Source organism: Vibrio sp. TH_r3 (genome assembly GCF_033101115.1).
In the GTDB taxonomy this organism is placed as follows: Bacteria; Pseudomonadota; Gammaproteobacteria; order Enterobacterales; family Vibrionaceae; genus Vibrio.
Window position 1 is genome coordinate 203415 of the sequence record NZ_JAWMPW010000001.1, and the last position, 20624, is coordinate 224038.

At 40.6% G+C, this 20624-nt stretch carries 22 protein-coding genes; 15 read left to right on the forward strand and 7 right to left on the reverse strand.

Annotated elements, in window-relative coordinates; genetic code table 11:
• The 13 genes from R3X26_RS00860 to R3X26_RS00920 all read left to right on the forward strand — a co-directional run bounded on the left by R3X26_RS00860 (window position 1) and on the right by R3X26_RS00920 (window position 11475).
• Window positions 1-591, forward strand: a complete 591-nt coding sequence (locus tag R3X26_RS00860) for an aminodeoxychorismate/anthranilate synthase component II (RefSeq protein ID WP_317715228.1) — start codon at window positions 1-3, stop codon at window positions 589-591.
• 99 nt (window positions 592-690) lie between these two features.
• Window positions 691-1707, forward strand: a complete 1017-nt coding sequence (gene trpD / locus R3X26_RS00865) for an anthranilate phosphoribosyltransferase (protein ID WP_317715229.1) — start codon at window positions 691-693, stop codon at window positions 1705-1707.
• A gap of 2 nt (window positions 1708-1709) precedes the next feature.
• Window positions 1710-3107 (forward strand): bifunctional indole-3-glycerol-phosphate synthase TrpC/phosphoribosylanthranilate isomerase TrpF, encoded by a 1398-nt coding sequence (gene trpCF / locus R3X26_RS00870; protein ID WP_317715230.1) that lies wholly within the window; start codon window positions 1710-1712, stop codon window positions 3105-3107.
• Between the two features lie 18 nt (window positions 3108-3125).
• Window positions 3126-4316 carry a tryptophan synthase subunit beta gene (gene trpB, locus R3X26_RS00875; RefSeq protein ID WP_317715231.1) on the forward strand — a complete coding sequence of 397 codons (1191 nt, stop codon included), beginning with the start codon at window positions 3126-3128 and terminating at the stop codon, window positions 4314-4316.
• Window positions 4316-5125, forward strand: a complete 810-nt coding sequence (trpA, locus tag R3X26_RS00880; protein ID WP_317715232.1) for a tryptophan synthase subunit alpha — start codon at window positions 4316-4318, stop codon at window positions 5123-5125. The genes trpB and trpA overlap by 1 nt, the downstream gene beginning before the upstream one ends.
• A 160-nt stretch (window positions 5126-5285) precedes the next feature.
• A complete protein-coding gene (locus tag R3X26_RS00885) occupies window positions 5286-5822 on the forward strand; it encodes a septation protein A (protein ID WP_317715233.1) in 537 nt (178 codons plus the stop codon).
• Window positions 5823-5883: 61 nt separating this feature from the next.
• The gene (gene yciA / locus R3X26_RS00890) at window positions 5884-6291 is read left to right on the forward strand and encodes an acyl-CoA thioester hydrolase YciA (RefSeq protein WP_317715234.1); all 408 of its coding nucleotides are present in this window, start codon (window positions 5884-5886) and stop codon (window positions 6289-6291) included.
• 162 nt (window positions 6292-6453) lie between these two features.
• A complete protein-coding gene (locus tag R3X26_RS00895; protein ID WP_317715235.1) occupies window positions 6454-6750 on the forward strand; it encodes a YciI family protein in 297 nt (98 codons plus the stop codon).
• A gap of 2 nt (window positions 6751-6752) precedes the next feature.
• Complete coding sequence (locus R3X26_RS00900; protein ID WP_317715236.1) at window positions 6753-7172, forward strand: GspS/AspS pilotin family protein; 420 nt, start codon at window positions 6753-6755, stop codon at window positions 7170-7172.
• A 188-nt stretch (window positions 7173-7360) separates the two neighbouring features.
• Window positions 7361-8503 (forward strand): ABC transporter substrate-binding protein, encoded by a 1143-nt coding sequence (locus R3X26_RS00905; protein WP_317715237.1) that lies wholly within the window; start codon window positions 7361-7363, stop codon window positions 8501-8503.
• A gap of 8 nt (window positions 8504-8511) precedes the next feature.
• Entirely contained in the window at window positions 8512-10197 is a 1686-nt protein-coding gene (locus R3X26_RS00910) for a thiamine ABC transporter permease (protein WP_317715238.1), read from the forward strand.
• Complete coding sequence (locus R3X26_RS00915) at window positions 10163-10810, forward strand: ATP-binding cassette domain-containing protein (RefSeq protein ID WP_317715239.1); 648 nt, start codon at window positions 10163-10165, stop codon at window positions 10808-10810. The genes R3X26_RS00910 and R3X26_RS00915 overlap by 35 nt, the downstream gene beginning before the upstream one ends.
• Window positions 10804-11475 (forward strand): CDP-alcohol phosphatidyltransferase family protein, encoded by a 672-nt coding sequence (locus R3X26_RS00920; RefSeq protein ID WP_317715240.1) that lies wholly within the window; start codon window positions 10804-10806, stop codon window positions 11473-11475. Before R3X26_RS00915 ends, R3X26_RS00920 begins: the two co-directional genes overlap by 7 nt.
• An 82-nt stretch (window positions 11476-11557) precedes the next feature.
• Here R3X26_RS00920 and R3X26_RS00925 read toward each other — a convergent pair whose 3' ends face one another.
• The 3 genes from R3X26_RS00925 to R3X26_RS00935 all read right to left on the reverse strand — a co-directional run bounded on the left by R3X26_RS00925 (window position 11558) and on the right by R3X26_RS00935 (window position 14702).
• A complete protein-coding gene (locus R3X26_RS00925) occupies window positions 11558-12490 on the reverse strand; it encodes a class I SAM-dependent methyltransferase (RefSeq protein ID WP_317715241.1) in 933 nt (310 codons plus the stop codon).
• A gap of 3 nt (window positions 12491-12493) precedes the next feature.
• Complete coding sequence (locus R3X26_RS00930; RefSeq protein ID WP_317715242.1) at window positions 12494-13174, reverse strand: TIGR01621 family pseudouridine synthase; 681 nt, start codon at window positions 13172-13174, stop codon at window positions 12494-12496.
• 193 nt (window positions 13175-13367) lie between these two features.
• Window positions 13368-14702 carry a sodium-dependent transporter gene (locus R3X26_RS00935; protein ID WP_317715243.1) on the reverse strand — a complete coding sequence of 445 codons (1335 nt, stop codon included), beginning with the start codon at window positions 14700-14702 and terminating at the stop codon, window positions 13368-13370.
• Between the two features lie 435 nt (window positions 14703-15137).
• Here R3X26_RS00935 and cls point away from each other — a divergent pair, with 435 nt between their 5' ends.
• Together cls and R3X26_RS00945 are read left to right on the forward strand one after the other, a co-directional pair.
• On the forward strand, window positions 15138-16592 hold the full coding sequence (gene cls / locus R3X26_RS00940; protein ID WP_317715244.1) for a cardiolipin synthase: 1455 nt from the start codon (window positions 15138-15140) through the stop codon (window positions 16590-16592).
• A gap of 155 nt (window positions 16593-16747) precedes the next feature.
• Window positions 16748-17935 carry a cystathionine beta-lyase gene (locus R3X26_RS00945; protein ID WP_317715245.1) on the forward strand — a complete coding sequence of 396 codons (1188 nt, stop codon included), beginning with the start codon at window positions 16748-16750 and terminating at the stop codon, window positions 17933-17935.
• Between the two features lie 121 nt (window positions 17936-18056).
• Here R3X26_RS00945 and R3X26_RS00950 read toward each other — a convergent pair whose 3' ends face one another.
• The 4 genes from R3X26_RS00950 to pspB all read right to left on the reverse strand — a co-directional run bounded on the left by R3X26_RS00950 (window position 18057) and on the right by pspB (window position 20624).
• Window positions 18057-19202: an HD domain-containing phosphohydrolase gene (locus tag R3X26_RS00950; protein WP_317715246.1), complete on the reverse strand. Its 1146-nt coding sequence runs from the start codon at window positions 19200-19202 to the stop codon at window positions 18057-18059.
• A 185-nt stretch (window positions 19203-19387) separates the two neighbouring features.
• Window positions 19388-19951: a DNA-3-methyladenine glycosylase I gene (locus R3X26_RS00955; RefSeq protein ID WP_317715247.1), complete on the reverse strand. Its 564-nt coding sequence runs from the start codon at window positions 19949-19951 to the stop codon at window positions 19388-19390.
• Window positions 19952-20008: 57 nt separating this feature from the next.
• Complete coding sequence (pspC, locus tag R3X26_RS00960; RefSeq protein WP_317715248.1) at window positions 20009-20398, reverse strand: envelope stress response membrane protein PspC; 390 nt, start codon at window positions 20396-20398, stop codon at window positions 20009-20011.
• Window positions 20388-20624, reverse strand: coding sequence for an envelope stress response membrane protein PspB (gene pspB, locus R3X26_RS00965; protein ID WP_317715249.1), 237 nt, complete (start codon window positions 20622-20624; stop codon window positions 20388-20390). Before pspB ends, pspC begins: the two co-directional genes overlap by 11 nt.

Here is a 20624-nt window from a genome sequence, read left to right on the forward strand (position 1 = left end):
ATGGCAAATTTAGTATTTATCGATAATTTTGATTCCTTTACTTACAACTTAGTCGATCAGTTTCGTTCGTTAGGGCACGCTGTCACCATCTACCGCAACAATATAGCGGCAACAAAAATTGAAGTGGCGATTAACCAATTAGACAATCCTGTAATCATTTTGTCTCCAGGACCGGGAACGCCTTCTGAAGCGGGCTGTATGCCTGAATTATTACAGCGAGTAAAAGGTGAAGTGCCAATTATTGGTATTTGTTTAGGTCATCAAGCCATTGTAGAAGCCTATGGTGGCACGGTGGAAGGTGCCGGTGAAATCATTCATGGCAAGGTTTCCATGATGGAACATCAAAACCATACCGTTTATCAAGGATTGCCATCACCTCTAGCCATTGCGCGTTATCATTCGCTCGTTGCAACCGCAGTACCGGAAAGTTTAACAATTACCGCAGAGGTTGATGGATTAGTCATGTCGGTAGTCAACGAGCAAGACAAAGTTTGTGGTTATCAATTCCATCCTGAATCGATTATGACGACTAATGGTGCCACTCTGCTAGCCAATACAATTGAATGGGCATTGAGTGACAAGCAAAGCTAAACTCATTACTAAACTAACATCATAATAAAAAAGCACACCGTCTCAGTCGATAGGCCGTTAGCTTAAATGGATTTAAATACAGAATTTGGACAGAAAACTATGCAAAACAATCAAACCGTACAAGACATTATAAATAAACTCTATGATCAAGTTTCGCTAACACAACCGGAGAGCCAACAACTATTCGATACCATTATTAAAGGCGACATGGATCCAATATTGTTAGCTGCAGTACTCACTGCTCTAAAAATTAAAGGCGAAACACCCGATGAAATAGCGGGAGCAGCAACAGCGTTACTTGCTAACGCCAACCCTTTTCCTCGTTTAGATTACGATTTTGCCGACATTGTAGGAACTGGTGGAGATGGCTCTAACACCATCAATATTTCAACCACGGCCGCATTCGTAGCAGCCGGTTGTGGTGTTAAAGTCGCTAAACACGGCAACCGTGGTGTGTCTAGTAAATCCGGCTCATCCGATTTGCTCGACTCGTTCGGTATTAATTTAGCCATGAGTGCAGCAGATACCGCCAAAGCAATCGACGATTTAGGTGTAGCATTTCTATTTGCACCACAGTATCACGGTGGTGTTCGCCATGCGATGCCGGTAAGACAAGCAATGAAAACTCGCACGATTTTTAATATTTTAGGGCCGTTGATTAACCCTGCGAGACCCAATATTCAATTGATGGGTGTGTATGATGCATCATTAGTCAGACCAATCGCAGAAACGCTCGCAAAAATGGGCTTAGAACGTGCCGCAGTCGTTCATGGAAGTGGACTAGATGAAGTCGCGATACATGGGGAAACCATGGTGGCGGAAATCAAACAGGGCACTATTAGCGAATACACTCTTTCTCCTGCAGATTTTGGCGTAAACTCACACCCATTAGAAGCGATTAAAGGTGGAGAGCCTACCGAAAATCGTGCCATTATTACCGATATTTTGACCGGTAAAGGAACGGAAGCCCAAATCTCAGCTGTTGCTGTCAATGTCGCTTTATTACTCCGCTTGTTTGGCCAAGAAGACTTAAAAGCCAATACCAAACAGGCCATCGAAGTGATGAATTCAGGAAAAGCGTATCAACTTGTTACTCAACTGGCGCAAAGAGGCTAATCATGTCAGAACACATCACTAAGCAAAACCGCGACATGGCGGAAGTGTTAGCAAAAATAGTGAAAGATAAACGTATTTGGCTAGAAAAGAGAAAGCAATCTCAACCATTAGAGAGCTTTAAAGATCAACTAGAACCAACTGATCGTAGCTTTTATGATGCACTATCGAATCCAAAAAGTGCGTTTATCCTCGAATGTAAAAAAGCGTCACCTTCAAAAGGATTGATTAGAGACGATTTCGATCTAGACTATATCGCTTCTGTATATGGTAATCACGCCAGTGCTATCTCTGTGCTGACTGACGAAAAGTATTTTCAGGGTAATTTCGATTTTCTGCCTCAAGTAAGAGATCAGGTCAGTCAACCTGTATTGTGCAAAGATTTTATGGTAGACACTTACCAAGTCTACCTTGCTCGTTACTATAAAGCCGATGCCATCTTATTAATGCTGTCCGTATTAACTGATGAAGAATATATCCAACTGGCTGACGTCGCGCACTCGCTTGGACTTGGTATCCTCACCGAAACCAGTAACGAACAAGAAGTTGCTCGTGCTATCGCTTTGAAAGCCAAAGTTGTCGGCATTAATAATCGCAACCTTCGTGACTTATCAACCGATTTATCTAGGACAAAACAACTGGCACCTTTGCTCCCTAAAGGAACCACTATCATTTCCGAGTCTGGCATCTACACTAACCAGCAAGTGAGAGATCTAAGGCCATATGCTTCTGGTTTTTTAATTGGCAGCTCTCTTATGGCAGAAGAAAACTTAGAGCTCGCGGTACGAAAAGTCGTGATTGGCGATAACAAAGTTTGCGGATTAACTCGCGCTGATGATGCTGACCTTGCTTATCAATCTGGCGCAGTGTATGGCGGATTAATATTTGCAGAAAAATCCAAGCGTAAAGTCGATAGTCAAACAGCCCAACAAATCATGACAGGCGCACCGCTAAACTATGTTGGTGTATTTCAAAATCAGGCACTAGAACACGTTGCCGACATAGCAAATAATTTAAAATTGCATGCGGTTCAGTTACATGGCAATGAAGATCAACGCTATATAACTGAGTTAAAGGAAAAATTATCCAATGACTGCGTTATTTGGAAAGCGTATGGTGTAACCGATTCTATACCACAACTCATTCAAAACGATGTATCGCGCCACTTACTTGATAGTAAAGTAGGCGACCAATCTGGTGGTACAGGACAACGTTTTGACTGGTCACTGCTTAACACAACCAGTAACATCATGCTAGCAGGCGGCCTTTCTCCACAAAACATTAAGCAAGCCGCTGCTCTTGGTTGCCTTGGACTGGACTTAAATTCTGGAGTCGAATCATCACCAGGAATAAAAGATCCAACCTTACTAAAACAAGCGTTTGCAGAAATTAAAGATTTTTAAGAATTTAAGGGAATTATCATGGCTAAATTAGATGCCTACTTTGGTGAATTCGGTGGACAATACGTACCACAGATACTCGTACCAGCATTGGACCAATTAGAAGACGAATTCATCAAAGCACAACAAGATCCTGAATTTCAGGCTGAATTTATGACGTTACTGCAAGAGTATGCAGGGCGTCCAACCGCGTTGACATTAACTCGTAACTTAACTAAAGGGACAAAAAGTAAGTTATATCTTAAACGTGAAGACTTACTGCACGGCGGCGCGCACAAAACCAACCAAGTACTCGGGCAAGCTTTATTAGCCAAGCGCATGGGTAAAAAAGAAGTCATCGCAGAAACAGGAGCCGGTCAACATGGTGTGGCAACTGCATTAGCTTGCGCATTACTCGACTTAAAATGCCGAGTTTACATGGGTGCTAAAGACGTAGAACGTCAAAGCCCTAACGTCTTCCGAATGAAATTAATGGGCGCAGAAGTGATTCCAGTTCATTCTGGTTCCTCAACACTCAAAGATGCGTGTAATGAAGCACTACGCGACTGGTCTGCCACCTATGAAGAGGCACACTATTTACTCGGTACTGCTGCCGGACCTCACCCTTTCCCAACCATTGTTCGAGAATTCCAACACATGATTGGTGAAGAAACCAAAAATCAGATTCTTGCTCGTGAAGGCCGTCTACCAGATGCGGTTATTGCCTGCGTGGGTGGCGGCTCAAATGCTATTGGTATGTTTGCCGACTTCATCGAAGAAACCGACGTAAAACTGATTGGCGTAGAACCCGCCGGTAAAGGTATCGACACTCCACAACATGGCGCGCCACTGAAACACGGTAAAACCGGCATCTATTTCGGTATGAAATCGCCACTAATGCAAAATGTGGATGGCCAAGTAGAAGAATCGTATTCAGTTTCAGCGGGGTTAGATTTCCCATCGGTAGGGCCACAGCATGCACATCTACACTCAATTGGCCGTGCAGAGTACGATTCTGTTACCGATGATGAAGCATTAGAAGCTTTTCAGGAACTCGCTCGTAGTGAAGGCATTATTCCTGCTCTAGAATCGGCTCATGCTCTTGCACATGCTTTGAAGATGGTAAGAAATAATCCAGATAAAGAGCAGCTTCTAGTGGTAAACCTCTCTGGTCGTGGTGATAAAGACATCTTCACTGTTCACGATATTTTAAACTCAAAAGGAGCGCTATAATGGATCGCTATCAAACTCTTTTTCAGCGTTTAGCAGACAATAACCAAGGCGCCTTTGTTCCATTCGTTACCGTAGGCGATCCAAACCCTGAACTGTCGTTAAAAATAATGGAAACCTTAGTTGAATCGGGTGCTGATGCTCTAGAGTTAGGCATTCCATTTTCTGATCCTCTGGCGGATGGTCCAACGATTCAAGCCGCTAACATGCGAGCACTTGAGTCCAATACCACACCAAGTATATGCTTTGAGTTAATAGGAAAGATTCGAGAAAAACACCCTCAACTTCCGATTGGTTTGTTAATGTATGCTAACCTAGTGTTCGCACGTGGTATTGACCGTTTTTATCAAGACTGCGCAGAGGCAGGAATCGATTCCGTTCTTATCGCCGATGTACCGACCAACGAAAGTGCCGAATTTATTAGTGCGGCAAAAAAACATTCAATCGACCCTATTTTTATTGCGCCTCCAACAGCCAGTGACGAAACATTAAAATCGGTTGCCGAACTAGGGGGTGGCTACACTTACCTGTTATCACGTTCAGGTGTAACGGGGACGGAAACCAAAGCCAATATGCCGGTTAGCCATTTAATGCAACGTCTTAACCAATACGACGCTCCACCTGCTTTACTCGGTTTTGGTATTTCTCAACCAGAACAAGTAAAAGAAGCCATTAGCGCCGGTGCCGCTGGTGCTATCTCTGGTTCAGCAGTGGTTAAAATCATCGAGAACAATCTTGATGACTCGCAGAAAATGCTCGCTGAATTAGCTGATTTTGTTAAACCAATGAAAGCGGCAACATTACCAAGCTAAACGTTGTATGTGCAAATACTCTGACTGTTTAAATCAGATATTATCGACAAAAATGACCGCACAGGCGGTCATTTTTGTATCCAGATTTAACTCAGCTATTTAGCATTGACGTTAAATTGGGTAGACTGTGGGCTATCTTAATAGGACACCATAGTATTTTATGAAACAACTTATTGATTTTATTCCATTAATTATATTTTTCGCACTCTATAAGATGTATGACATCTACGTAGCAACGGGCGCACTAATTGTTGCTACTGCCGTACAAATTGTACTAACTTATTGTATTTATAAGAAAGTAGAGAAAATGCAATTAGTCACTTTTGTTATTGTGGCGGTTTTTGGCGGTATGACTCTGTTTTTCCATGATGATAATTTTATTAAATGGAAGGTCACCATTGTTTATGCGTTATTCGCACTAGGCTTACTCATTACTCACTTAATCGGTAAACCAGTAATCAAAGGGATGCTAGGAAAAGAAATAACCTTACCTGATACGGTTTGGAATAAAATTAACTGGGCTTGGGTTGCTTTTTTTACCATCTGTGCATTAGTAAATATTTATGTCGCATTCAGTTTACCACTAGATGTTTGGGTGAACTTTAAAGTCTTCGGGTTACTCGCAGCCACGTTTGGCTTCACCTTACTTACTGGGTTTTATATTTATAAACACCTTCCAAAAGAACAATCAAAATAAAGGTATTCCTGGCACATGCGGTTAATAACCCCTATGTCAGGATTATTTTCGGAATTTGTAAATGAGCAATAACTTAAATACCGCCCCTAAAGGGCAAATGCTACTTCGTACACTGGCTATGCCTGCTGATACTAATGCTAACGGTGACATCTTTGGTGGTTGGATAATGTCTCAACTCGACCTTGCCGGTGCGATCTTAGCAAAAGAAATTTCATGCGGAAGAGTAGTTACAGTTTCAGTATCCAGTATTACTTTTAAACAACCGGTTAGAGTTGGTGACGTAGTATGTTGCCATGGAGAATGCACCAAAATTGGACGCACATCGATGTCGGTTAATTTAGAAGTATGGGTTAAACCGGTAAGTGTTGACGGTGTGGGTGAACGTTATCAGGTTTGTGAAGCCACATTTAATTATGTTGCCATCGACAGTAATGGAAAACCAAGGCCTATAAAAGCCAATCGTCAATAAGCTACAATATTAGTGAACTAACTAACCACTAAACTGACCAATAGTGAACGAGCGCGATAATAAAATATAAGTATTGATTCACATTGTTTCGCTTTGCTTACACATTTAGTTAAAGTATTTAGTAGACTCGAGTTAACTCGTTGAAAAAGGAAGTAATTCACCATGTGGTATGTCATATTTTCTCAAGATGTTAAAGACTCTTTAGCAGCAAGATTATCGGTACGGGACAAGCATCTCGCACGATTGCAAGCACTTCGTGATGAAGGCCGGTTATTGACCGCTGGGCCAATGCCAGCTATTGACGCTGATAACCCTGGCGAAGCCGGCTTTACTGGCTCAACGGTTATCGCTGAATTCAATTCATTAAGTGCAGCGAAACAATGGGCGGATGCTGATCCTTATATTGAAGCCGGTGTCTATCAGCAGGTTATTGTTAAGCCTTTCAAGAAAGTATTTTGACTATGAAAAAACCGATTTTAAAGCTTGCTGCTAGCGCTTTACTCTTACTCATTGTGGCTGGCTGTTCGTCCAGTGGTGATAAAGAGCGTCAAATTGAAGCGATTGCCTCACACAGAGCCACTATTCTGTCAAATAGTTTGCCTATTGAACATGGTCCGTTGACTATCATGCAAGCTAAAGCGAACGGTCATATTGTCGAATTAATGATGCTATACAATGACGATGGCACTATTTCACCACAACAATTGATGGACAACAGTGTTCGTTATTACTGTACCAATACCGATGTTGAAGGCAATTTGCAACATGGCGTTGTTTACAATCTAAAAATGCGTAGTCCACGAGGTCAATTATTAATTGACCAAGTTGTCTCATTAGAAACCTGCGAATTACTTAATAAAAAAAACGTCGAGAACAAATAAATTAACTCAATTATTCAACTTTTAAATGGGCATTTTACGATGCCCATTTTTTATTTCATTTTTTTTACCGTATCGTGAACGAAAAATAGTAAAGTTCTGGTCTATGTAGCTAGAATATAAAAGAGATAAGTTCCCTACTACCTTTTTCTCATTAAGTTTTTTCAATTAAGCTATATAAAAGGGCTCCAATGAATAAAATAAGATTATTTTTAGCCGCGACACTTGCCTGTACTAGCAGCTACGCACAGACATCTTGGCAAAAAATCGAAGAGACAGCCAAAGATCAAGACGTCTATTTTCATGCTTGGGGTGGAAGCCCTGAAATTAATGCTTATTTAAAGTGGACTGCAAAAGAACTTAAAAGCCGTTATGGCATCAATTTTAATCACGTTAAAGTCACTGATATTTCCAAAACCACCTCATTATTACTTGCCGAAAAAACAGCAAATAAGAACGATCAAGGCAGTGTTGATATGGTTTGGATCAACGGTGAAAACTTCAAATCAATGAAAAATAATGGTTTACTGTACGGTCCGTTCACTCAGTCCTTACCTAACTGGGAATTTGTTGATAAGTCACTGCCTATCGATAATGACTTCTCCGAGCCAACCAATGGCCTAGAAGCGCCTTGGGGTGTTGGTCAATTAGTGTTTATACATGACACTAAAACACTAAATAACCCGCCACAATCATTCGATGAATTACTGAGTTATAGTCAGGCCTATCCAAACCGAATAAGCTATCCTAAACCACCAGAATTTCATGGAACCAGCTTCCTCAAAGCGCTGCTGATTGAATTAACCAATGGCGATCCAACGCTTTACTTACCAGTAAACGATGCGGACTTTGAGTTGATCACTAAACCATTATGGCAGTATCTAGATCAGTTACACCAAAACGCGTGGCGTGACGGGCAACAATTTCCCGCAGGCTCCTCTGAAACCATTCAGTTATTAGATGACAGACAGATTGACCTTGCTATCACCTTTAACCCTAACTCGGTATTTTCGGCTCAACATAACGGTACGCTTGCCGAAACCACCACCGCCTATGCGATGAACAATGGCGCTTTGTCTAATATCCATTTCCTAGCAATTCCATGGAACGCAAGCGCTAAAGAAGCCGCGCTGGTTGCCATCAATTTTTTACTCAGTCCAGAAGCACAATCGCGTAAAGGCGATCTGAATATATGGGGGGATCCTTCGGTGTTATCGAACCAATATTTAACTGGCAGCGCCAAAAAAACCCAATTATTCAAGTCCATTGCCGAACCTCACCCGAGTTGGCAAACCGCACTTGAAGCAGCATGGCTTGAACGGTACGGAAACTAATCACAGTTATGTTACGTCCCTTATATATATTTGTTATTCTCACTTGTATTGCCCCTACTATACCTGGTGTATTAGGGGTAGTTTTATCTGCATTAAGTTACATTCCCCCTCTGGGACTTAGCCAGTTTTCGCTACAAGGATTTGCGGATGTATTTACTTGGAGTGGCGTCACCAAATCCATTTCATTGACGATTTTCACTTCACTCGTGAGCAGTTATCTCGCGTGCTTTCTCACATTTTGTATTCTACAAACAACATGGAATAGTCGTTATTGGAAATGGGTTAGCAAAAGTTTATCACCATTACTAGCGGTACCACACATCGCCTTCGCAATCGGTTTTGCTTTTTTGTTTTCTCCAACAGGGTTATTTGCTCGTATTTTCTCCCCTATTCTCGATTCAGACTATTTCTCTATATTAGTTAACGACCAATATGGCATTGGTTTAACCATCGCTTTAGCTTTCAAAGAGCTGCCTTTTTTACTGTTGATGAGCATTCCTATTACTCAGCAGTTAAAGCTTGAACAATCATACAAAGTTGCAACCAGCCTTGGTTATTCTCAAGCACAGTTCTGGTGGAAATGTGTACTGCCACAATGGCTATCCAAAATCCGTTTTCCTTTATTATCCATCATCGCTTATAGCGTATCGGTTGTGGATATGAGCTTAATTTTAGGTCCAACAAACCCACCCACTTTCGCAGTATTAGTTTGGCAGTGGTTTTCTGAACCAGACCTAACTCTATTTCCTCGGGCAGCGGCAGGTGCAGTAATACTGTTTGTTATTTGTAGCTTGTTAGTATTAATGACCAAATTAATTGAACAATTAATTGTGCACAAAAAACGCACTTGGCAAATATCCGGTCGCTACGGTGTCACGTTACATGGCGTGAAGTTTTTTATTGGTTTGTTGATTATTAACCTTTGCTTGCTGCCAATTACACTTCTTTGGTCGGTTGCACAACGGTGGCGTTTCCCAGATTTACTGCCTTCTACATTTAGTGTCCGTTTTTGGCAACAAGAGTGGGACAGCATTATCCCGACCATTAGCACCAGTCTAATTATCGCTACCATTTCAGCTTTTTCCGCCTTGATATTAGCTTTAATTGCCCATGAATATAAAATCAAACATTCGTTGCGTATACCCAATCTGGTGATTGCTATCCCAATGTTGGTGCCTCAGCTCTCCTTGCTGTTTGGTCTCCAAGTTACCACTTTATATCTCAATTCATCATTGACTTTATTTTGGGTTATTTGGTCACATGTATTTTTTGCTTTTCCCTACGTCTACTTAGCACTCGATGGTCCGTGGCGCAGTTACAATCAAGGCTACACTGATACAGCATTAAGCCTTGGCAAACCCCCCTTGCATGTTTGGTTTAAAATAAAAATGCCGATTTTATTCCCTGCTATCACGTTTGCTTGGGCTGTGGGTGCAAGTGTTAGCCTTGCTCAGTACCTACCAACGCTGATGTTAGGAGCAGGTAGAGTCGTAACCATAACAACTGAAGCAGTTGCACTTAGCAGTGGCTATGATAGACGAGTAACTGCTATTTATGCATTGTGGCAAGCTCTACTCCCTCTCCTCTTTTTTACTTTTGCTTTTGTCATAAATCGCTTACAAAAAAAGCCGATGACACCAATTAGGAAACTTACAATTAATGAGCCTTTGTCTAAAAAAACTCACCATTTATAACAATAAGAAAGTGGCGCTGTTTAATCCTCTTTGCTTAGAAGTTAAGCCAGGACAAGTACTCAGCTTGATGGGCCCAAGTGGCTGTGGAAAATCTACTCTATTAAGCGTAATAGCGGGCCACCTGGGCGATGATTTCTCTTTTGAAGGTGAGTTTACGCTAAACAATATCGCCATAAGCGAATTGCCAGCTCATCGTCGAGAAGTCGGTATTCTTTTTCAAGACGATCTGCTTTTTCCTCATTTATCTGTTTGGGAAAATTTAGCGTTTGCTTTACCTAATAATGTAAAACCGGAACAAAGACATGCAGAAGCTCTAATAGCACTAGAAAAAGTACAGTTATCTGCTCTTGCTGACTCCATGCCGGAACAAGTTTCAGGCGGACAACGAGCCAGAATAAGCTTAGTGCGCATGTTACTTGCAAAGCCGAAGTTAGTGTTACTCGATGAACCGTTCAGCAAACTGGATAAAACGCTACGTGAACAATTTAGAGATTGGGTATTTCAGCAATTATCAGATGCACAAGTCCCTGCTTTAATGGTGACCCATGATGACTCTGATATTCCTTCTAACAGTGAACGATTAGGTTGGCCATGGAGTGATAAAGCATGCTAGATAGATTCAGTATTAAAATAATCAAAAAGCCGTTAGAACGATCCGCTGTAGTACTAAATAAGTTCAATATCACCGCTAATCAAACGACTCTATTTGGCTTTTTTCTAGGCTGCTTAGCATTACCTAGCCTAGCGTTTCAGCAATATGACTTAGCTCTGTTATTTATCGTGCTTAATCGCATCTGTGATGGCTTAGATGGTTCACTTGCTCGGATACAAGGTATTTCCGATTCAGGTGGATTTTTAGATATTAGTTTAGATTTTTTGTTTTATTCACTGATCCCATTTGGATTTATACTGGCTGATCCGCAACAAAATTCCTTAGCTGGCGCATTGCTTATCTTCTCTTTTATAGGCACAGGCTCTAGCTTTTTAGCCTTTGCAGTGATGGCGGGTAAACGAGATATTGAAAGTCCAGTTTATAAAAACAAATCCTTGTACTACATGACCGGTTTAACCGAAGGAACCGAAACTATTGCCTGTTTTGTTTTATTCTGCTTGTTTCATGACAATTTCTCAACCATTGCGTATATATATAGCGCCTTATGTTGGATAACCACAACAAACAGAATATGGGCCGGTTTTACCACTTTAAAAGACCATGAACAGCGTGAGTCTCAGCAGCAAAAACGTTCAGTAAAACAAGAAGAGTTAAATCAAAACTAGCGAATAAACAGTAGAGTCATTCCAATGAAATGCGACACGGTCGTTAAAAACAAGATAAAGACACGGTCGCATTGTTGGCTAGCTATTTAAATACCAACGCTTTCAGACTCGACTTTTCATCTACATCGGCAAATTCAGGTGGATTATCTAGTCTTGTTTGAAATTGAAACTGAGGTGCTTCTTGTTGCATACTTTCAATTAAAAACTCAGGCGTTACAGATGGTGAATTAACACATGCTAACACTTCACCTTCTTTGTTAAGCAATTCCGGCAGTTTTCGTAAAATCCTTTTATAATCTTTACTCAGAGCAAAACTGCCTTTTTGAAAAGACGGCGGGTCAATCACTATTAAATCATAAGGGCCATTTTTTCTTATTTTCCCCCAAGATTTAAAAATATCATAACCTAAAAAGCTTACTTTACTTACATCATGTCCATTTAAGCGATGATTTTCCCTGCCTTTACTTAATGATGCTTTCGCCATGTCTACATTAACCACACTTTCGGCACCGCCTTCAATTGCCGCCACCGAAAATCCACAGGTATAAGCAAATAAATTTAAAACTCGCTTGCCTTGCGCTCGTTGCTGTACCCATTGTCGTCCATATCTCATATCAAGAAACAGACCCGAGTTTTGGTTTCTACCTAAATCCATTTTGAATTTAAGGCCATTTTCAAGTACAACCGGATGAACATCCAACTCACCAACAATAACTTCCGCTGGAGCACCATCCTGATAACGATGTTGTAAGACAATAGTTCGGCCATTTTTTTCTTGCCAACTCTGATGATTAGAGATTTGAACCAACCCACTCCTTAGTGCCTGCAAAAAAGCAGAAGAATCCGGTTTAAACAAACCCACAATTAGTTGACCCGACACCCAATCACAAGTGAGTTGTTCAAGACCTGGCCACATTTGTCCTCTGCCATGAAACAACCGACGAACCTCATCTGGTGCGTGAGCTATTTCATCTAATAAGTGTGCAAAAAATACCGTTAAACTATCTGTTTTCATATTCTATTTTACTCTTGGCCAAGGTAGCTCCCAAGGATGTTCCCATTGGCGTAACGCCTGTTTCATTTCTTCTGTCTGCCATTTTATGCCCAGATCTGGTTGAGCCGTTATACGATAGTTCTTGCCAGCGTATTCAAAACAAATCGCAAAGGCATGTAAATAGCCCCTATCGCTTTTTGATGATAAATTATAAATCGAATCTCCAACAATACCCGAGCCAATAGACTTGAGTGCTACTCTGATCTGATGTGTTTTCCCAGTGTACGGTTTGCATAAAAACAACCGCTCCCCTGAATCGCCAGCAAAAGAAAAAAACTGTGTAATAGCGGGGTTATCTTGGCTTGCCATCAACTTCCAGCTCGCTCGGCGAGATCGTTGCATATCTCCGCGAATGACACCTTGTTTTTTCTTCGGTTTTTTACTGCCGATAGCAAGATAGTACTTTTCAACCAAACGATGGGCAAACGCCTCAGACAAATCCCGTGCTGCATGTTTGTTTCTGGCTAAAAGTAAAATACCAGAAGTCATTTTATCTAAACGGTGAACCAGATATAACTGGCTGTCATGAGTGACTTTAGCCACCTCTTGCAACAGCATAGTATCGCCGTCATCTTTATGTACACTGACATTAGGATGCTTGTTAATTACAACAAAATCGTCTTCTACGCGAAGAATATCAAACATAACGACACTCCATACAACAATACGGTTCTATCACGTATTGGCTTTTTCTTTAGGTCAATTAATACAACCAAACTGGCGCACTCTAGCGGTATAAACGAATAAGGCTCTGCAATAAACAGAGCCTATTAAAATGTAATAAGTTAACGATATAACCAACCGAAAAGCGAACATTCAATCACTGCTCATAAAACAACTAGGCGAAAAATACTAATAACATAAAGACAGGACATACAACACGCACATACCAAGGCCATATTTTCCAGAATAGTCCTTGCTCAACTTCTGGGTTGCCTTGCTTTATTTCTTGCAATACTTGGTCACGCTTCCATATCCATCCAACTAATAATGCCCAACACAAACCTAAAATTGGTTGGCCATAAACAGTCGAAATCTCTATCACCAAGCCAAACATGCTAGCAAAATTAAACACAATTATAGCGGAGAAAGCCGTTATTAAACCACCGATCCATAAAACAGCAAATGCTCTGGTTTGTTTAAGCTCTTCAATTGCACTAGAAACGGGCACCTCTAACAGGGAAATTGAAGAAGTGAGCGCAGCAATCATCATGAGCAAGAAAAACACTAAACTAACCAACAGACCAACCGAACCCATGGTATCAAACAGTGCTGGCAGTACAGTAAATACTAGTGTGTCGGAACTCAGTAGTTCTCCAGCAGCAGAAAATATTTCTACGCCATGTTCTTTTGCTACAAACATCGCAGGTAATATAAGCAAGCCGGCACCAACCGCTACACCTGTATCAATCGCAGCAACTTGCGCGGCAGTTTTAGGAATATTGACGTTTTTAGGCAAATACGAGCCGTAAACCATGATTGAACCGACGCCTAATGACAACGAGAAAAAGGCTTGCCCCATCGCACTCACCAGTAGTTGTGGAGAAAAATGTGACAAATCAGGAACAAAATACATTTTAAGGCCTTCCGAAGCGCCTTTTTGAGTAAGAATATAAATGATGAGAACAGCAAACAGTCCGAAAAGTAGTGGCATCAATCTTGTCGACCAACGCTCAATACCATCGGCCACACCATTCTTAACCACATACATAGTCAAAGCCATAAAAATGACCATTAGCAATAAATTTCTGCTAGAACCAAAGCCATTAACCCAGTCAGAAGCAGCCGATAAACCGACTAAATCAAAAGCACTACCAACAAATCCGCCAACTAACCAACCAGCAACAATTGAATAGAACGCCAAGATAAGAGACGCGCAGATCATAGCGGTAAGACCGAGTAAAGAGGCACCAAGTTTTCCTTTTGGCCAAATCGCTTTTACAGAACCAATCGGATTCGACTGTCCATATCGACCGATAGTAAGCTCTGCAACCAACATTGGAAACGCTAAAACACAAACCATAATAAGATAAACAATCAGAAAGACTGCACCGCCATTACTTGCTGCTTGAGTAGGAAACCCCCAAATGTTACCTAAACCAACAGCCGAACCTGCTGCCGCCATAATGAAGCCAAATTTTGAAGAAAACTGGGCTCTCGAATTCGTTGCCATTTTTTATACCAAATAATTTTTGTGGACTGTAAAAGCACGCTCTAAAATCGTAAATATTTTTGAACAGATATCATTTTAAGTTTTTAACGTGCCAAGCGCGGCAAGTAAAACAGTTTGCGAGTAAGATTGGAAGTCTTGTTGGCTTAAAATTTATTGCTTACAAGCAAAATCATTGATAAATGTCGCACTTTTAGTCGTTATATCGCTTATCCTTATGCATACCAACAATTCCTCGATAATATTCCAAACCAGTTTGTAAAAATTCAGTTCAATAATATATTCTGGCTAGTCTGTAATAATTGAGTCTGGGGCTGGTCGTTTTTATAAATGTCTTACTTATTAAAATTAATTGTAAGTATGCTAAAACTTAACGTATAAAACGTATTAATATACGCACATTATTGACATTAGATAAAACAAAGCCTACGAGGAAAAATGGACAAATTTTACCACATAATGACGCTTGCAAGCATTGCTATCTATTGGATTGTCATAGCTGGCGTAACAATAAGGGTGGTACTGAAACGCCGTGCTGTTAGTGTCTCGCTAGCATGGTTAATGATTATCTACATCCTCCCTATTATTGGTGTCGTGTTCTATTTTCTGATTGGGGAACTCAATCTTGGTCGGAAACGTGCAGAACGTGCGCAAAAGATGTTCACCCCTTATCAACAATGGTTTTATCAATTACACGATTGCGAGGCTCATTTACCCAAGTTAATGAGTCACCAAATCAGTAAAATAGATGATCTGTGTAATCATAGAATGAAGCTACCTGCATTATGTGGTAATACCTTATCGCTCAAATCCTCACCCAATGACATTTTGCGGTCGATTATTCGTGATATAGATCAGTCGACCAGCCATGTTCGAGCGGTGTTTTATATTTGGAACCACGAAGGCCTTGTCGACGCTGTCAGCTATGCTTTAATCAAAGCGGCCAAAAGAGGGGTCGATGTAAAAATTTTACTCGATTCTGCAGGCAGTTATCGCTTTTTCCGCAGCCACTGGATAAAAATGATGCGTAAAGAAGGCATTGATATTATCCAAGCTTTAGAAGTTAATCCGTTACGTTTTTTTTTAAGGCGGTTGGATTTACGACAACATAGAAAGATAATTGTTGTTGATGACAATGTTGCTTATACCGGTTCAATGAATATGGTCGACCCTGCTTTTTTTAAAAAAAATTCTGGGGTTGGCCAGTGGATTGATGTCATGGTTCGAATTACTGGACCGACGGTAAATGTCCTTTCCGCTATTCATGCGTGGGATTGGGAAGTGGAAACAGGTGATCGTATTATGCCTTCATTTCCACAATGTATTATAGCGCATGATAAAAAAGCCCTCCCTATTCAAGTCGTACCTTCTGGTCCGGGCATGCCTGAAAACTTGATACAACAAGTGCTTACCTTAGCAATTAACCAAGCAACTAAATCTATTTGTATCACCACACCGTATTTTGTGCCAAGCGATGAACTATTTGAAGAGTTGCGTATGACCGCTCAACGTGGTGTCAACGTAGAAATTATTATCCCAAAAAACAACGACTCACTTATGGTGAAATGGGCATCACGCGCCTATTATGATGAGTTACTTGATGCAGGAGTTAAAATATACGAATTTGATGGTGGGCTTTTGCATACCAAATCGGTGGTCGTAGACGATTTATATTGTTTAGTTGGTACGGTTAATATTGATATGCGCAGTTTATGGTTGAATTTCGAGCTAACGCTTGCAGTAGACAGCCCTGATTTCACCTTAGAAATGGTTAATTTACTTAATCAATACAAACAAGACTCTCAACAAATCAACATTAAACAATGGCGTAAACGTGGTATGCGCTCTCGATTTTTTGAGCGAGTTTTTTATCTTTTTAGTCCGCTATTATAATTTTTAGTCCAATACTGGCATTTTTATCTGTTCTATCATAATCCGGGTAGCACATCGCAGAAACAGGCCATCAACACCGCTGCAACTTCAAGTAGAATTGGTATATCATGCTTTAAATTAATCAACTTATATAAAAATTGATACAAGGAAGATCGATGTCCCAACATAAACAAACCAAGCTTGTTACCGCTGGCCGAAATAAAAAATGGACCAATGGTGTAGTAAACCCACCAGTCCAACGGGCTTCAACTGTAGTTTTTAATACCGTAGCGGAAAAGAATCAAGCGACAAAAGAACGTAACAACAAGACTTTATTCTATGGTCGCAGAGGGACGAATACTCATTTTGCGTTCCAAGAAGCAATGAACCAAATTGAAGGCGGTGCAGGTTGTGCTCTCTATCCTTGTGGAACGGCAGCAATTGCAAATGCCATTCTCTCATTTGTTCAAACTGGCGATCACATTTTAATGGTTGATACATGCTATGAACCAACTCGAGAGTTTTGCGATGTCATCATGAAAAAAATGGGCATCGAAACAACGTACTATGACCCAATGATAGGCAGTGGAATTAAACAGCTGATTCAAGACAACACTAAAGTACTCTTTCTAGAATCTCCTGGCTCGATTACTATGGAAGTTCAAGATGTGCCAACTCTTACCGAAATAGCAAAACAATCCGATATTATCACTATCCTCGATAATACTTGGGCGGCAGGTGTCAATTTTTCTCCTTTTGATTTCGGTATCGACATTTCGGTACAAGCTGGTACCAAATATATCGTTGGGCATTCAGACGTTATGCTTGGAACGGCGGTAGCCAATGAAAAATGCTGGCCTCAATTGCAACATCAAAGCTACTTAATGGGGCAGTGTATTTCGCCAGACGATGCCTATTTAGGTTTACGAGGGTTGAGAACTCTTGATGTTAGATTGCGTCAACATGAAGAAAACAGCATAAAAGTCGCTAAATGGTTAGCAGACCATCCACTTGTCGACCATGTTCGTCACCCAGCTTTAGAAACTTGTCCCGGTCATCAATTTTATGAAAGAGACTTTGGTGGTTGTAACGGCTTATTCTCGTTTGTCCTGAAACACTCTAAACCAGCAGCCACTACCGCTTTACTCGATAGTATGCAGCATTTTAGTATGGGCTACTCTTGGGGTGGGTTTGAAAGTTTAATCTTGGCTAACGAACCTAGCTCGTTTAATAGCCTTAGGACCGTTGCCAACCCTAAGTTTACAGGTACATTAATTCGACTGCATATCGGACTTGAGAATGTTGATGAATTAATTGCTGATTTAGAACAAGGTCTAACCGTTTATCAACACGCTATCTGTTAATCGGCGACCATTTACCTATCAAACACTTATGAAAAATTACGTGTTTGGTAGGTCCGGTTTGTTACAAACACTTTAGCCTGCCGAGAGAGTAAAGCCATTAAGCACATAAACACCTAAGTATCTAAGTACTAGGATCAGACTCTGGGAAAGTGCGGATAATACTCGCTAGGTACTGTTGATGGTTGCGTAACGCATTGACACAATTCTTATCTAGTTTTCCACTCCAGACCATTTTCTCCAGTTCAAGTAATGCGGATGTTACCGAACACGCTTGCTTATATGGCCTATGGCTGGTTAACGCGTCAAATACATTAGCAACTGTAACAATACGCGCTGAAATAGGCACTTCATCACCAACTAAGCCATTTGGGTAACCAGAACCATCGAGGAATTCTTGGTGACAAGCAGTAATCTCTTTTAAGATTTCAATACAACGGTGTGAGGGACAACCTAAATTTTCAATAATTTGATCGACGACTATTACTCCATCCGTCACATAATTTCGTATTTGCTCCCGTTCTAACCCAGCTAAAAAATCAGGGCTTAACAGGATATCTGACGATAATGTCGATTTTCCGATATCATGTACACGAGAAAACAGATGCACATTTTCAATCAATTCGTCATCAAGGTCGTATATGTCGGCAACTTCTTTAGCAATCAACAACGCATAGGTACTTACACGCTCCATGTGCTCCTTGGACTCATTTTTATACCCTGGAGACAATTCTTTAGTTAGCTCTGCAGAACATAAAATCGCATCTAACAAGGAGTGCTCGGTATTTACAGCGTGACAAATTAACTCGCTAAAATAAGCAAGCTGTTGCTGAACTTTGTTTGTAAATGCCGCCTTTTGATGAGAATCATAAAACACAAAACCGACAAAATTATCCCCTTTGTACAAAGGAACCGTATAAGACGAGTTAAAACTATTTTTAACTAACCAGTTAGCGTGTTTCCTGTCAGAGCGACGTTTTTCCGCAATATCATCAATCACTCTGGTTGCACCATGTTCAGCACATTTTTTAAGTTCAGGACACGCATCCAGAGGATAAGAATAACTAGAAAACCGTGAAGTGGTTGCACTGCTTTCAGCGTGAGTATGAAGGTTGCCTGATTTCGGGTTATATAGTACTAAGGCTACCCTATCTACCGATGCAACTTCGCCTCTAATACGTTGATGAATATCGTCTAACTCATGATATAAAGAATCTAGCTTTTTAGAGGTACTTTGCACTGGTTGTAAGCGTTCTATGGACCTATCCATTACAAATTCCTAAATTAGCCTTTTAAGCCCTTTTTTGAAATATTCAATATAAATACCTCTCGGGCGTTGCTAATTTAAGTTTAGTTGTAAAACGGCAAAAATGAAGACTTTTCTCCCATAGTCTTACAAAAATTTACAAATTTATAAGTTTATAAGTTTATAAGTTTATAAGTTTATAAGTTTGCTTACATCGACCTATTCTGTCTTGCGATGCAATTTAAATCATGGTCATTGACCAACCCGGTTGCTTGCATAAAAGCATAAACCGTTGTACTGCCTAAAAACTTAAAACCACGTTTTTTCAAATCATTAAATAGCAAATCAGACTGTTTGGTTGTGGCTGGAATAGCCTGATTTTCTGAACGCTGATCTATCGGTTTATGCCCGACAAAACCCCAAACATAATCACTAAAACTGCCAAACTCATTTTGAATGGCAATGAATTGCTTGGCATTATTAATCGCTGCTTCAATTTTTGCTCGATGCCTTATTATTGCTTCGTTTTGCAGTAATATTTCAACTTTAGCCGCGTCAAATTCTGCCACTTTAGCTGGGTCAAATTGAGCAAAAGCTTCTCGGTAGCCTTGTCGTCTTTTGAGGATCGTGTACCAGCTTAACCCTGCTTGAGCGGACTCTAAAAGTAAGAACTCAAAGAAAACCTTATCGTCATAGACTGGCACACCCCATTCCTGATCATGATATTCGACATAATCTTTTTTTGTCTCATCTAACCATCCACATCGTGCCATCTATTGTTCCTTCACATATTTAACTTCTTGTTATTTTATTAGCGCACTTTTTAGTAATTACAGCTTACTAAACTCTCGGTTGACTTGAAATGACTCAGACGTAACGTATGCCTCTATATTTCTAACACCAACATCAACTTGCTGTAATTCTCGGTCGATATTATTGAGTAACTGTTCTGGTGTTTGACCCGTTTTCCATGCCTTATTCTTGATAATGTGCTCTTGCTTTTCCTTTATGCTTTCTTGGTATTCATAAGGTTGTTTTTCAAGCATCAAGGTAAAAGCAATATACGCTAACACTACCAGAAAACTGCCACCAAGCAGCGCGGCAGACACTACCAAAATACGAACAAGCCAAATTTCTAAACCAAAAAAATTCGCAATACCAGCACAAACACCGGTTAATTTACCGTTAAATGGATCCCGATAGAGTTGCCTATCTCTCATGCTTCTGTCTCCAACTAGGTGATTCTGAATCTAGGATTCGTTCTAATGTATCCACTCTTTTTTTCAATGATTCCGCTTGTGAGGTTAAAGATTCTAATCGCTCATAATCTTCCGTAGTTAATCCATGCTCTGATTTTCTTTTACCACGATAGTGAAGAAACAACCAAAGCGGAGCCACAAAGATCAAAAATACAATTACAGGTCCTGTAATAATGGCCGCTGTCAT

Coding starts and splice junctions, on each gene's coding strand:
- R3X26_RS00860 (WP_317715228.1), top strand. CDS start 1: ATGGCAAATTTAGTATTTATCGATAATTTTGATTCCTTTACTTACAAC.
- pspC (WP_317715248.1), bottom strand. CDS start 20,398: ATGAGAGATAGGCAACTCTATCGGGATCCATTTAACGGTAAATTAACC.
- yciA (WP_317715234.1), top strand. CDS start 5,884: ATGAGCAATAACTTAAATACCGCCCCTAAAGGGCAAATGCTACTTCGT.
- R3X26_RS00935 (WP_317715243.1), bottom strand. CDS start 14,702: ATGGCAACGAATTCGAGAGCCCAGTTTTCTTCAAAATTTGGCTTCATT.
- trpCF (WP_317715230.1), top strand. CDS start 1,710: ATGTCAGAACACATCACTAAGCAAAACCGCGACATGGCGGAAGTGTTA.
- R3X26_RS00925 (WP_317715241.1), bottom strand. CDS start 12,490: ATGAAAACAGATAGTTTAACGGTATTTTTTGCACACTTATTAGATGAA.
- R3X26_RS00920 (WP_317715240.1), top strand. CDS start 10,804: ATGCTAGATAGATTCAGTATTAAAATAATCAAAAAGCCGTTAGAACGA.
- R3X26_RS00930 (WP_317715242.1), bottom strand. CDS start 13,174: ATGTTTGATATTCTTCGCGTAGAAGACGATTTTGTTGTAATTAACAAG.
- R3X26_RS00950 (WP_317715246.1), bottom strand. CDS start 19,202: ATGGATAGGTCCATAGAACGCTTACAACCAGTGCAAAGTACCTCTAAA.
- R3X26_RS00955 (WP_317715247.1), bottom strand. CDS start 19,951: ATGGCACGATGTGGATGGTTAGATGAGACAAAAAAAGATTATGTCGAA.
- cls (WP_317715244.1), top strand. CDS start 15,138: ATGGACAAATTTTACCACATAATGACGCTTGCAAGCATTGCTATCTAT.
- R3X26_RS00915 (WP_317715239.1), top strand. CDS start 10,163: ATGAGCCTTTGTCTAAAAAAACTCACCATTTATAACAATAAGAAAGTG.
- R3X26_RS00905 (WP_317715237.1), top strand. CDS start 7,361: ATGAATAAAATAAGATTATTTTTAGCCGCGACACTTGCCTGTACTAGC.
- R3X26_RS00900 (WP_317715236.1), top strand. CDS start 6,753: ATGAAAAAACCGATTTTAAAGCTTGCTGCTAGCGCTTTACTCTTACTC.
- R3X26_RS00945 (WP_317715245.1), top strand. CDS start 16,748: ATGTCCCAACATAAACAAACCAAGCTTGTTACCGCTGGCCGAAATAAA.
- R3X26_RS00895 (WP_317715235.1), top strand. CDS start 6,454: ATGTGGTATGTCATATTTTCTCAAGATGTTAAAGACTCTTTAGCAGCA.
- pspB (WP_317715249.1), bottom strand. CDS start 20,624: ATGACAGCGGCCATTATTACAGGACCTGTAATTGTATTTTTGATCTTT.
- trpB (WP_317715231.1), top strand. CDS start 3,126: ATGGCTAAATTAGATGCCTACTTTGGTGAATTCGGTGGACAATACGTA.
- R3X26_RS00885 (WP_317715233.1), top strand. CDS start 5,286: ATGAAACAACTTATTGATTTTATTCCATTAATTATATTTTTCGCACTC.
- trpA (WP_317715232.1), top strand. CDS start 4,316: ATGGATCGCTATCAAACTCTTTTTCAGCGTTTAGCAGACAATAACCAA.
- R3X26_RS00910 (WP_317715238.1), top strand. CDS start 8,512: ATGTTACGTCCCTTATATATATTTGTTATTCTCACTTGTATTGCCCCT.
- trpD (WP_317715229.1), top strand. CDS start 691: ATGCAAAACAATCAAACCGTACAAGACATTATAAATAAACTCTATGAT.